The 11781-nt window shown below is 53.3% G+C and carries 11 protein-coding genes and 1 tRNA gene; 8 read left to right on the top strand and 4 right to left on the bottom strand.

Annotated features, from left to right (window positions below; genetic code table 11):
• Positions 1-29: 29 nt before the first annotated feature.
• Positions 30-106, top strand: a tRNA-Arg gene (locus ACMX25_RS31615).
• A 1189-nt stretch (positions 107-1295) separates the two neighbouring features.
• Here the strand turns inward: ACMX25_RS31615 and ACMX25_RS31610 are convergent.
• The gene (locus ACMX25_RS31610) at positions 1296-1751 is read right to left on the bottom strand and encodes a helix-turn-helix domain-containing protein (protein ID WP_414953849.1); all 456 of its coding nucleotides are present in this window, start codon (positions 1749-1751) and stop codon (positions 1296-1298) included.
• Positions 1752-2043: 292 nt separating this feature from the next.
• On the opposite strand from ACMX25_RS31610, the gene ACMX25_RS31605 reads away from it, so the two are divergent.
• From ACMX25_RS31605 to ACMX25_RS31595, 3 genes are all read left to right on the top strand, one after another.
• Positions 2044-2409, top strand: a complete 366-nt coding sequence (locus tag ACMX25_RS31605; RefSeq protein ID WP_414953848.1) for a hypothetical protein — start codon at positions 2044-2046, stop codon at positions 2407-2409.
• 728 nt (positions 2410-3137) lie between these two features.
• Positions 3138-3695, top strand: a complete 558-nt coding sequence (locus ACMX25_RS31600) for an HAD domain-containing protein (RefSeq protein ID WP_414953847.1) — start codon at positions 3138-3140, stop codon at positions 3693-3695.
• 82 nt (positions 3696-3777) lie between these two features.
• On the top strand, positions 3778-3993 hold the full coding sequence (locus ACMX25_RS31595; RefSeq protein ID WP_414953846.1) for a hypothetical protein: 216 nt from the start codon (positions 3778-3780) through the stop codon (positions 3991-3993).
• A gap of 262 nt (positions 3994-4255) precedes the next feature.
• On the opposite strand, the gene ACMX25_RS31590 is transcribed toward ACMX25_RS31595, so the two are convergent.
• Positions 4256-4534: a helix-turn-helix domain-containing protein gene (locus tag ACMX25_RS31590; protein WP_414953845.1), complete on the bottom strand. Its 279-nt coding sequence runs from the start codon at positions 4532-4534 to the stop codon at positions 4256-4258.
• Between the two features lie 311 nt (positions 4535-4845).
• On the opposite strand from ACMX25_RS31590, the gene ACMX25_RS31585 reads away from it, so the two are divergent.
• Complete coding sequence (locus ACMX25_RS31585) at positions 4846-5046, top strand: hypothetical protein (RefSeq protein ID WP_414953844.1); 201 nt, start codon at positions 4846-4848, stop codon at positions 5044-5046.
• Positions 5047-5389: 343 nt separating this feature from the next.
• Here the strand turns inward: ACMX25_RS31585 and ACMX25_RS31580 are convergent, their stop codons facing one another.
• Positions 5390-6073, bottom strand: coding sequence for an SOS response-associated peptidase (locus tag ACMX25_RS31580; protein ID WP_414953843.1), 684 nt, complete (start codon positions 6071-6073; stop codon positions 5390-5392).
• A 52-nt stretch (positions 6074-6125) separates the two neighbouring features.
• The gene (locus ACMX25_RS31575) at positions 6126-6275 is read right to left on the bottom strand and encodes a DUF4113 domain-containing protein (protein ID WP_414953842.1); all 150 of its coding nucleotides are present in this window, start codon (positions 6273-6275) and stop codon (positions 6126-6128) included.
• Positions 6276-6664: 389 nt separating this feature from the next.
• Here ACMX25_RS31575 and ACMX25_RS31570 point away from each other — a divergent pair, with 389 nt between their 5' ends.
• The 3 genes from ACMX25_RS31570 (at position 6665) to ACMX25_RS31560 (ending at position 11558) form a co-directional block, all read left to right on the top strand.
• Positions 6665-7126: a hypothetical protein gene (locus ACMX25_RS31570; protein ID WP_414953841.1), complete on the top strand. Its 462-nt coding sequence runs from the start codon at positions 6665-6667 to the stop codon at positions 7124-7126.
• Positions 7123-7383, top strand: a complete 261-nt coding sequence (locus ACMX25_RS31565; RefSeq protein WP_414953840.1) for a hypothetical protein — start codon at positions 7123-7125, stop codon at positions 7381-7383. Before ACMX25_RS31570 ends, ACMX25_RS31565 begins: the two co-directional genes overlap by 4 nt.
• Positions 7384-7628: 245 nt before the next feature.
• Positions 7629-11558, top strand: coding sequence for an SIR2 family NAD-dependent protein deacylase (locus tag ACMX25_RS31560; RefSeq protein ID WP_414953839.1), 3930 nt, complete (start codon positions 7629-7631; stop codon positions 11556-11558).
• The last annotated feature ends 223 nt before the right edge of the window (positions 11559-11781 follow it).

The following is an 11781-nucleotide window of genomic DNA, read 5'->3' as shown; positions in this document are numbered from 1 at the left end:
GTCAAATGCGGTAAAATCGGGTTTTCTATCTGCCCTTAGCTCAACTGGATAGAGCACGCGCCTTCTAAGCGCGAGGTTACTGGTTCGATTCCAGTAGGGCAGGCCATACCGCCGCACCAACTTCTCAAAACACTTCCCTGTGTTTTTATACGCGCAGGCGCGACGCGGCGTTAAGGATTTTTATACGCAATTTCTACCGTTAGTTTTCCATTAGCATTCTTCGATTTCCCTTCTGAAAGTTTTGACTAACACTTAGCTGATGTTCGCATCTGCGGGCCCGCTTATACTATTAACGAGATTTATCTACAATTAGTTGATAGCGCATTTGCGTGATATGCCAACAGCTGCTGTGGAAAAGTGGGGGCAACCTGTGGGCAAACTTCGGGAAACCGGCCTTATGGTTTTCCGAGTTTGTCCATAGGTTGTCCCCACGAAGTCGACAGGGTCGACTTTTCCATAGCCAAAGCAACAAAAAACCGTGCGAACCGCGCTTTAAAACGATATTTATTATTAGCTTGCGTATAAATAATGGCTTTATCGTTAGCCTTATCATTTTCGATTGGGGCGCAGCCAAAAAGGCGTTTGCGGGCAGATTTAGCTAAGTGGCTATCGGCCGCGCTTATTCAAGATGGCCTTTGGGTTTTTCGAACTTAAGCGAAGGCCGTTGCCGCGCTTTGTACTATTGGTCGGAGCATGGCGAGGCTAAGCTCCAATTAAATTGCAGCGAGGTTCACGCCAAGTGCAGGTCGATACCAATCTGGGCGGGGCAGTTTCATTTGCTTTTGCGGGGTCACCTTCGTCAGCAGGTATCGATAAGATGTTCAACTGAATCGCAACCTGCCTCCGTCAGTTGAATTCAAACCTTGTCTGGCACATAGTAACGAGTTCTGATTACCTAATTTAGCAGCATATTTGGCCGCTAAACGGTGATGATTGGCGGCAGTATCAGCTTGTATGTGAAAGCATTGAGAAGGTTGCCTTTGCAGGACTGTTAGTTTTCTTCGAAAACTGTGCCTAAAATACTACCGGTTCCAGCAAGTTGACTAATGAGCTTGTGCGGCGATGGCAGTTCAAACATGCAACATTTGTTTGCGCGTTTCTGTGCTGCGCGGCGCCGGAGAAGTGCCGTTGCTTCCCCATTGAACGGGACGCATCTACGAAGTTACTCCCTGTCCTCCGAGTTAGTTTATATTTTTTCTGGTCATCGGCTGTATATTCAGGTTTAACGTGCCTGCTACAAGGGGCGTCATCACGCTTCAGTTTGTACCGCATGTACGGGCCCGATTATTTCGCTGTCACTCATTTATCTCAATATCAAACTTGAGCAGCACCAATGGTCGCACTCCCAAGCCCCGTCCGAATGCGTCGACCGTGTCTAGCCGGCAGTTTTTCTTTCCGCGTTCAACATCGCTAACATAGTTTCGGTCGACTCCTGCCCGGTCGCCGACTTCCTCCTGTGTGAGGCTGTGGGCAACCCGTTCCTCACGCACTCGGGCTGCGAAAACATCTCTTGACGCCGCCAATTTGTGTTCTTTAGATACTTGTTCTCCTAAAAGTTCTGGCACCGAACTGTCGAGTGCCCTCGATACGGAGTCGGCCGTATCCAGCGTGATGTTCGGCGCTACCCGTTCTAATCGGCTTATCCCGGTGCGGTCGAGCGATGTGCGGAGTGCTAATTCTTCCTGCGACACACCTAAATTCAGACGGCGGCGCTTAACTGCCACCGCGAAGGACTCGCGCAAGCTCTTCATTCGGCCTTGTCAATTGTAAAGCCTGCACTTTCCGGCTTTACAATTCCAACGTCCACGGTATTCGAATTGACATCATTGAAAAGTACAATCCGAATGCTACACTGCCTCCTAGAAGCGTTAGCTCTTGCAGGCACAGGGCGACAGTTTTGCAGTGCGAAAGCGATGACCCATGCGGACGATTGAGGTGCAATTTGCCCTTACGTGGTCGCTGTTAGAGACCTCAGTTGAAAGGCCGAGGCTCACTTGCTTCGGTCGATGGATTCGACGTGCGGTGAATTGCAGGGGAATGACCATGGAAATCGGTGACGACTTCGTCGAGAACGGCCTCGATATCTCGCCGTCCGGAGAGGGAACGGAAACCATGACTGCTGGTGAACTGATTGAATTATTGCGTACCGCTAATCCGCGAGCTGCTGTAGTGTTTTTGCCGTGGGGGGCTGACGAGGACGGAGTTGAGGTAGTCGGCGCCGTAGCTGTGTTAACAGAAAAATGGACCCGTGAACGCCTCACCGAAAAGGGGCGACTGTACGAATCCCTTTACCCAGGGGAGCCTCGCGAGGAACTCCGGACGGAGAGCGAGAACATTGCCGTTGATTCCGTCGAAGTTGTCGTTGTGGCCAGTGATGCGGCCTTCTTAAACTCGCGGCGCTTCACGTAGTGTGTTCAAGGAGGCCGCAAGCGCGAACTCGCATGCTGATTTGTTGTTCAGCAATCCAGCCTTCAACCCTGCTCCCATTAATTGTATGGGTCCAGGCATTTGTAAAAAACCAGAGGTGGCTATGAGAGTCCGAGACTTACTGCATAAGTTGAGAGACGCCGAACCCGACGCGATGGTCATGTTTCTGCCTTCGGGGGCCGACGAGGACGAACTGGAAAATGTCAACGCCTTCGCGACTTTCGGACCACATTGGACACGTGAACGCGGGGTCGATAAAGGTCGACCCTATGAATTCATTTACGCAGGGGAGCCTCATCGCGAGCTCAGACAACAATGCGATAACGTCGTCTATGATGCGCTCGCCGTAGTTGTACTGTCTGTCGATGACGAATTTCTCAGGTCGCGACATTTCCCGTGGTGATTAAACGCGATGGCGAGTTCGACACCCAAATGGCTGCGGGATATGCCGCGCGATGTGCTGAAAGCGCGTAGGACGATGGTACGCAATCGGGAGCTTTTGCCTACAGACAACCTTGGTCGACTTCGAGGTATAAGTAGCGCTCACCTGGCCCATAAGCTGGTATCGGGTAACGTATTTTCAATCGAAGTCGACGGCGTCGAGTAGACGGTTCCGTCCTTCATGCGTAAAAGCTTTTGAGGCGTGCGACATGACGTTCAAAGGAATTAAAAATGCGCATAAATCAGCAGATGCAGCGCCAAGGTCGACGATGACAACGCCTGAAGAACGCACCCGCTCTAGCATGCGCAAGCTCAACGGCGATGCGCAGGTCCTCTACGTCGACTTCGATAATTGCCTCCATCGTTGTGATGCGTACAAAACTGCGGCCGGCTCAGTTCCGAGTGACCCTTCAGCGATTTTCTTCGAGTTTGCACGTGTGCTCGAAGAGTTACTCTCGCCATATCCGGCAGTACAGATTGTCTTGTCGACAAGCTGGGTAGAGGCACTTGGTTTCGAAGTTGCACGCGCCAGCTTGCCTATGCCTTCGCTGCGCGCAAGGGTAGTGGATTCAACATTCAATCCGGACAGAGACCTGCCGTACGTGTGGTCGCAGACTCCCCGAGGACAGCAAATCCGCCGGCATGCGAAAACGTTTGGCATCAAAAGGTGGCTCGCGCTTGATGACATGCGAGGCGGCTTTGAGGGCGCCGAATCACGCCTTGTCCACTGCCAGCCCGGCGTGGGTCTTGGGGACAAAGACGTGCAAATACGTTTTGTCGAAAGGCTTGAGTGGATGTTCGGGCTTGCGCCTGATAAAGGGGCGTAGGATGTTCCGATGGAATACGACTGCACCGTCTTTCAACACCAAGGTGTCATTGCTAGACGACCGGAAATAGGAAGGTTGTTGTATGAGCCACGACGCTTACGAACTTGCAATCCTCAGGATTGATGCGGAGTTCGACATCCCGCAGTACGACGTATCGGCCCTCATTCGGTCAATTGTCGCAAATCGCGGGCGGCTACCTCTCGATGGGCGTAGCCGATACGGATATCTGCCAGACGATGTTCTGCAACGAGTTGAAGCCATCGTGCGCGAGGTTTTTCGAAGTGGAATCGAAGGCTAGCGAAGTGTGCTCTGTCCTGAATGCCTCGATTGCGAGACGTCGGCGAGAGAGTGTCCAATTTCTCGACGCTTAAGCGAGTGTTGATTTCAACTTGTCCAAAAATCCAGCAGCTAACGAGCTGTCTGTCCAAAACTGCAGCATCTCGCGGCGGAATGCATATGTCCAATCCAGCACGCTCGCTTTGACCCGCCGGCCCAGAATAAAAGAGACGTCGCGGCAGGCATGTAAGCAAAGGTACCCAGTATCACCGGATGTCCGGTCTTCAGTCATCCTGTCCGCCGGCGTCGTACAAGCCGGCTTCCTGCGATATGACAGCAAGCTCATTAAGCGCAATGGTTGCATTGGAGTTTTGCTCCCTGCGATAGTCTTCAACTGCCGCAGCAGGGATTAGTCGTCGGCCGTCTGCGTTTCTTTTTACTGCGCCTAATTGGCCCGAGTCGGCCAGCCTGACTACATAAGGACGAGACACATTCAAAATAGTCGCTACTTCCCCGGTGGATAACATCCGGTCGTGCGCAGCAGCATTTAAAGCCGTTGGCATGGTACCTCTCCGCACTCAAGAGCTATTTATCTATTGTGATGCAAAACGAACGGGTCTAGGGTGGTCGGGACGAATTAGTCATCAATCGCAGCTGTACGGTACGAGCGGTAGTGAGGGGCGCGCCTGTCCGACCACAAGGGATGCAGTGCACCACGTCACTATATGGCGGACGTGAGCCTCAGCAAAATAACGGTCTACCCACCTTGGTCATGTTACGCATCAAGAAGCGTTTTTGTGAACGACGGGGTCTTGTTCAGACCCCGCCAGTTTCGCGGCCCAATCATCAACCTTGAAGTACTAGAGAAAAAAACATGCCTTCAGAAAACCAAATCGACCTAGAGATTGCCCTGCGTAAAATCCACGAACTTGCCTTGGCGGACGGAGACTTGGGTTATGCATACTGGTACCAAGTCGGGCAGTTGCTCAGGCGAACGGCCGGCATGCAATCGGAAATAGACGCGCTCAGCAAAGACTTAAAGCAGTGTCGTGCGATGCTCCGCATGAAGGATTGAAACGGGAAATAGCCACTGGTGCCGACCGCATTTCGAATTGATTTGGCGTCCACGCCGAAGCTCAATATCTTGGACGAGATTTTCGTGATGTAGAACATCGATGCGGACGAACGGACGCCTTCCGCTACGCACCTTCTCCATTGCGGGCGCGTATTGAGCACGCCATGAATCAGCGAACTCGAAGGCGTCGATATTTAGGCCGTGACTTTTGAACAGGGGCTCCGCCTCTTGCGCAACGCCATTGCGCCAATCCACACAGTTCCAACGACGTCAAAGAGCAGCGCCTTAATTTCAGCAGCCATTCACATCACCAGGTTGCGACGTCAGCGCAGTTTGGTCCAGTTCATATCAACGACTGCTGCGACTCGTCTGGAGGTTTTGCGCGCGGCGCCCTTGGGGGCAGTGGGAACGGTTCTGCATGCATCTCGTCAGCGGGATATAGTTGTAGGAACGACCGGGCTTCGTCAGTCGACCGGCAAGCTAGCCAATCTTCGTAAGCGTCTGGACGAATGATGACAACAGACCGCTTCTCTGCGTCGGGCTTGTGGAAGCGGCGCATAAGCGGATGGGAGTCCGCATTCACTGTGAGCATAGTAAATGAGAACGAAGGCTGCCCATCAGGCTCTTCCCAGGCCCGCCATAGGCCGGCGATTGCCGTGGGCTGCTCGTCCGCAAGACGTATGCGCCAGCGGACGGCCTTGCCGGTTTCGTAGCTTGGCTCGAAGAACGTCTCGCACGGAATGAGACACAACTGGAGATTCTTCCATGCGCTTGAGAAGCTGCGCTTTTCGCCGATGCTCTCCGCCCGTGCATTCATGGTGTCATACGCCTTGACATGAGGCGGAATCCGTTCTCTGGGCACCATCCCAAAAGTCGCCAAGTCGGTGCTCCAACCATCAGCGATACGCCGGATAATTGCGCCGGGGTAGTCCTTGTAAATCTCTGACTTAAATGCGAAGTTCGGCTTCGAGAAGATAGTGAACGCTTCAAATTTCCGGTACTCATTAGTCTCGTAACTCGTGCACACGGCTCACCTCCGGTCGACGAGCCTATGATACTGCCGGCGCGGAAAAACGTTGCTAGCGCACGATTGGAAGCGCCGACCAGTCCGTCGTATAACTGGGGCTTCGCCTGTCCTGATTCATGTGCCAAGTGCGACGCTGCTCGACCGCACCGACTTTCAGCGTGCCGCGCCCATACTTGTCATTGATGGCATCGAGTGCGACCATCAACTTCGCCTGCCGGGTTGCATCTCGGCCGAAGAGCTCACCATGTTCGACCGACGTTGCTTGAAGTTCGTGAAGCAGGACGCTTGCCTTTGCGTAACGGAAGCCCTCCCGATAAATCTGACTTAGTCCTAGAAGGGCTGAATCGACGAGCGTACGCGTTAACCACTGCCACCTGCTTCCTCGATTTTTTCGTTTGATTTTGACGAGTCGTAACCGCTGACGGTGATTAAGGCATGTGGGATGCTTTCTTTAGGTGCTGCGGATAATTCTTGGCACGCGAACCTCTGCGCACGCGCGGCTCATATATTGTCCTGACTGCATTGCATCCGGATAGTAGAATTCACCGGAAATACCACCTAATAGCGTGGAGTGCCCCGCCGGCTCGACTGATGAGCATCCGCATCAAACTCCCCCTAAAAATGAACAAGAAACTCGTCAATGCCTCCGCAGTTTTTGCGAAGCTCGAAGCGGGCATTAGCGTCGGACCTGGTTTTGCCAACCACCCTGCGGATTGCGCACTCGGTATCGCTTGGGCGGATTGCCTTCCGGGGACGAGAGGGTATGCAAACGGAGGTGGGAGTCTCCATCGTAAAGAAGCGACTGAAGCATCGGACGCACAGCGCAATTCGCTTGCGGCCCTATTCGAGGCTGGACGCAGTCGCTGTGAGGCCGATATGGCCGTAGTCGACCTGAACCCTTTACGCGACACGATTCAGTCTGGTCGCAAGCTCGACTCCCTGGTCCCGTATGCGTCGCTTGATTTGTTTCCGACTGCGGTCGAGCGGCCGCTCAGCGCAAAGCGGGCGACGCTGCGCGACACATGCATTGAGCGTGAGCATGCCATCCGATGACACTAAATTCCACTCTACGCAATGAATCGTCCATCCGGCAGGAGATGGCTTTCGGCCTCGAAGGCGAGGCGAAAGTCAGTGAGCTTGTCGTCGGTCTTTATCAGGAGAAGGTCACATACGGGGAATTCGCGCAGCGCCGGTATGCGATTGGAAGGGCCGCAATGGATGCGGGGCGCCAATATCGCGAAGCGCGGATGACACAAGACCGAGAGCGCCAGCTACAGGAACAGCAGCTTGCTAGTTCGCCAACAGTATGAATGCGTGGGCCAACTACATGCAGGCGGTCATTGCGCGGCAGCCACAGACCGTCCGCCTAACTGGTCCAAGCGTTTCCTGTGCGTCGACCAACCTCGGAAATACGGTCAACACGAATTGCAACTAGGTTCGTGCAAAGAAGCTCTAGGCTGTGTAACAGCCGGAAGACGTCACTTGCGACAAACTTACCATTTGCGCACAACCATTTGACAGCAGCACGGTCTTTGGACCTTACCGACGGACAGCGATGACTCAACAAGAAAACGCTACAAGCAAGGAATCCACCAGCGAAATCGTCGGTCGGATTGCCGGTGGTGGGCATCTCTTCACCATCCGAACTGCACTAAAGCAGGGCCATGCTGCGGTCATGATTGGTTCGGGATTCAGCTTGAACGCAAAGGGAGGAAATCATTTACCGCTTTGGGGAGAGTTAATAGATGGTTTGCTTGAAGACATATATCCAGACGAGGCCACGCGAGTAAGCGCTAAGCGAAGGTTCGGCGGGACGAGCGGTATGCTTAGGCTGGCGGAAGAGTACGTCGCGGTGCTTGACCGCGCTCGTCTCGAAGCGAAACTTCATCAGTTGCTGCCCGACGCTGGAGTCGTCTTTCCTGGCGATATTCACAGAAAGTTGCTTGCTCTGAACTGGACCGATGTCTTCACGACGAACTACGACACGCTCCTTGAGCGAACTTTAGATGCTGACCGTAGCGCTTTGCTCCCAACTATCAAATCGCGTTATCGGGTAGTCGTTGCGGCACGAGACGTTCCGTATTCGAGGCGGGACGGTAGGCCTCGAATCATCAAACTCCATGGGTCGCTCCGCTCCGGAAGCAAGCTGATTGTCACCGAGACCGACTACCGTGAGTATCCGAAAGACTACGCGTCCTTCGTCAACACAGTACAGCAATCAATGCTTGAGAACGTCTTCGTTTTGATTGGGTTTTCAGGAGATGACCCAAATTTTCTCGCTTGGGCAGGATGGGTGCGGGACCACTTGCGGGAGAACGCTCCGCCACTCTACCTAATTACTTTTCGTCCTGTCCCTGAGGGCCAGCGAATACTTCTGGAAAAGAGAAAGATTTTTTCAATCAGCATTGCTGAGCTGAACGGGTCAAAAGATGTCCGCGATTATGCGAAAGCGCTTACAGCTCTGTTGAGTTTTTGGAGGGATGACCCTCCCGTACGCACCGTGGAATGGCCTTACGAGTCGAACGTTCAAATATTGCCTCCAATGTCCGCGAACTCCGGGCAGCTTGGCCGATGGCTGACCGAGGTCCAGCGAAATCGAGCCGAATACCCCGGCTGGATTATTGCTCCCGCAGATTGTCGACGGCGAGCGCTTGACTCGCGAATTCCGACTTTTGCAATTCAAGCCTACGAGACTTTGCGAGAGTCATTGCCTCGCTGGGTCCGCCTTGTGTTCCTCGACGAGCTCGTCTGGCTGATTGATGTAACTCTCAGTCCACTTCCAGAAGACGCTGCGCGCTTGATTAACGATGAGCTAGCTGATAGGGCTTTGCAAGATGCTGTCGTGTTCGAAAATCGGACCCCAAATCGCAATGAGAATTTTTCTGTTCGTTGTGAAGACCACTCGATACTGAAAGCAAACCTCGCGTTTGCGCTCCTGAGGAATGCGCGAGAAACAAATGACGACGTCGTGTTCGAGGAATGGTACGGAAGACTGAAGGAAGAAAAATTTGGAAAGCTTTCCATCGAGCAACGATGCGGCTTGCTGTATGAGGCCATCCTTTTCAAGCTCGAGCGCCGCGCGAAAGAGGAAGCTTTACTGTTGGTTCAGGAATTGGACCAGCTCTCGACGCGCGCACTGGATTCATATTGGCCGATTCGGGTGGGAGCACTCTTCGGGGAGCTCGGTCATCTTCGCACAGGCTTCAACCGTGTTCGAGACGGGCTAAGGTCCATCCGTGAGGCGATTCAGTTCGAAGGCGAAAAGGTTCAGTTGGTCTCACGCGAACAGTGGGCAGAATGGTTGTATTCAACATTTCGGGTCGCTGTCAAAGGCGCGGAATCATTTTCGACTCGCAGTGATAAAGTTCCATGGTCGCCGGAGCCAGGACTTCGGGTTGAAGCCGATTCAGCGAAGAGCATTCACAACGACAATCCGTACGGGGTAGACACGACAGACGATGATGCAGCGCGCAGAGAGGGCATGGACCAAAGGATTGTTAGGGACGAAGAGGCAAGAGACAGCATTGAACATCCAACACTCATCATGGACGAAGCGCGCGCCGGGGTTCATGAGGCGGTTCGGCTATTGCAGGAGAGTGCGGTAAACATCGATGCCGTATCAGTTCCTGACAATAGGGTTATGCCGGGGCTTGTCACGAACGCGAAAGCTTTAGCATTGCAGTATGTTCGGCTAACCGAGTGCGTTTCCTTGCCGCCCGTCTTAGTTGGTGTCGCATACACTGCTAGGACCATTGCATCTTGCTTTCGAATTCTGTCTACATCCGGCGGCCAGACATCGAGCCTGAGACTCATGCTTCGCGCATGTGATGGTTTAGGTAACTCTGTGGATGAGCTAGACCTTGCCACAGTGTCGGCCCTGAAGCAGACGCTAGCCAAGTCTGCATTCGAAAATGCGCTTACCGCTCTCAATTCTCTCGCCGTGGACATGGAATTGGATGCTCAGGGGGTCGCTACCCTGAAAGCTCTCATGGAAATAGTCTCCCGACTGGCGTTCAGGCTTGACCCGGACGACGCGGAGACGGTGTGTGACGTTGCAATTAAGCTCTACAGCTCAAGGGCGCTCCAGCGCGACTACTCGATTCACATGGGATATTCGGCCTTTTTTGCCCGGGCCGTACGTCTGCTGCCGAAGGCGCGTCGCAGGGTCGTCATTCCTCGAGTCATCGCTCTCACGCTTGTCGATTTCGACACGCTTGACCTTATGCATTTGTGGCCAAATCCCGTTTCGTTGCTTGGGCCACCGTCGAACGATGTTGACCCAACAGAGGTGGTGGCCATCCTCGCAGACGAGATTCTCGTAAAACTGAGTGCTAGCGTCGACAAGACAGTTCGTGCGAGGCACATTGCCGCACTCGATTGGTTGTATAAAGGAAAGCTCTTGACGCGAACTCAGGAGAATCTGTTCGCTAAGAATTTATGGGAGGGGGTCGCAGTAAACAGTCATCCCCTCACCCACGGATTTTATCAGTATGCCTTTCTTTCCTGGCCCACGGTGCCCGGAAGACCCAAAAGAGATGAGTTGTTTAAAAAATGGGTAGTTCAGCTGGAATGCCCCGACATTGTGCGCGAGGAAGAGTTTGCGGGGAGGAGGCAGAAGTTCGCACTTCTCCCTAATGACCTTCTGGTCTCATCGCTTACATACGGCGCGATTTTGCCGGTGCCGGTCCGATGGGAAGGGATGGAGTTGATAGCCGCAGTCCTCAAAGTGAGAACGTGGTGGACGCGGGAAGGCGTTGGTTTTTTGGAAAAGGTTATGCGAGAACCTTCGTCAGATGGGTTAGATGGCCTGATGCTTAGCCACCGGCTTCGCGCCATTTCGTATTTCTGCCTCCACGTACTGCGGCCTAATTTGAGCCTTGCGATGCTTCAGACGCAACGACTTGACGTCTGGTTCGCCGAACTTTGGGACGCTTCCGTTCTTCTTGAGTTGCCCGCAACGGCCTTCCTATTCGCTGGATTGCATTGGTGGCCGGACAAATCCAATTTGGTCATCGACCGCATCGTTAACATATTAGAGAGCAATTCGAATCGAGAGGTAACGGCCGACGCTTTGCAAATGGCTAACGAGTGGCTTTGTCAGCATCAATTGCCCTCAGTGCAAACGAGTCGTCTGGTGCATTACCTCATCAATAGCCTTCGAAGCGGTCCCGACTTTTTAGTCGAGCAAAAGCTCGGCGCTGTTCGTTACCTGCTATCGAAAGCATCAACACCTCATATCGAACCCTACTTGGAGACGCTTAGCGGAACGCTTTGCTCTTTGCTAGACGACCTGAGGAGCGGAGCCGCGAGCAGGTCTCGGCGGGTGAACTTTTACGCAACGCCTCTGCTGCGGGTCGCTGTTGGGAAAACATTGAAGGTCTTGAAGGAGAGGGTGCCGCACTGCGTGCTCGATGAAAATTGGCGTGTCGCAGCGGATATCGTTAGGACAGACCCAATTCTTCTGGTTCGGAATCAATTGGAATAGACAGCATCGTCAGCCGGCCCACGTTAGATGCTTCTGGGTGAGGGGTAGAACTGAAGAGTGGGACCGCTTTTGAGGTGACTTCAATCGTCCACTACTAATTCTCTAAGAGTCGCTGTCAAAATAGGTTGAGCCAGCAGAGAGAAGTTTTTTGCAACGAGAAGCGCACAGTCCTCGCGGAAGACAAGAATTCGCTTATCTGTGGGCGCTCGATTCTCTACAATAA

The organism is Caballeronia eucalypticola (genome assembly GCF_047608185.1).
Taxonomy (GTDB): domain Bacteria; phylum Pseudomonadota; class Gammaproteobacteria; order Burkholderiales; family Burkholderiaceae; genus Caballeronia.
This window is presented reverse-complemented; position numbering and strand designations above follow the sequence as displayed.

Excerpts from the sequence above, each read along its gene's own strand:
- ACMX25_RS31610 (WP_414953849.1), bottom strand. The coding sequence starts at position 1,751 with ATGAAGAGCTTGCGCGAGTCCTTCGCGGTGGCAGTTAAGCGCCGCCGT.
- ACMX25_RS31605 (WP_414953848.1), top strand. The coding sequence starts at position 2,044 with ATGGAAATCGGTGACGACTTCGTCGAGAACGGCCTCGATATCTCGCCG.
- ACMX25_RS31600 (WP_414953847.1), top strand. The coding sequence starts at position 3,138 with ATGACAACGCCTGAAGAACGCACCCGCTCTAGCATGCGCAAGCTCAAC.
- ACMX25_RS31595 (WP_414953846.1), top strand. The coding sequence starts at position 3,778 with ATGAGCCACGACGCTTACGAACTTGCAATCCTCAGGATTGATGCGGAG.
- ACMX25_RS31590 (WP_414953845.1), bottom strand. The coding sequence starts at position 4,534 with ATGCCAACGGCTTTAAATGCTGCTGCGCACGACCGGATGTTATCCACC.
- ACMX25_RS31585 (WP_414953844.1), top strand. The coding sequence starts at position 4,846 with ATGCCTTCAGAAAACCAAATCGACCTAGAGATTGCCCTGCGTAAAATC.
- ACMX25_RS31575 (WP_414953842.1), bottom strand. The coding sequence starts at position 6,275 with ATGGTCGCACTCGATGCCATCAATGACAAGTATGGGCGCGGCACGCTG.
- ACMX25_RS31570 (WP_414953841.1), top strand. The coding sequence starts at position 6,665 with ATGAGCATCCGCATCAAACTCCCCCTAAAAATGAACAAGAAACTCGTC.
- ACMX25_RS31565 (WP_414953840.1), top strand. The coding sequence starts at position 7,123 with ATGACACTAAATTCCACTCTACGCAATGAATCGTCCATCCGGCAGGAG.
- ACMX25_RS31560 (WP_414953839.1), top strand. The coding sequence starts at position 7,629 with ATGACTCAACAAGAAAACGCTACAAGCAAGGAATCCACCAGCGAAATC.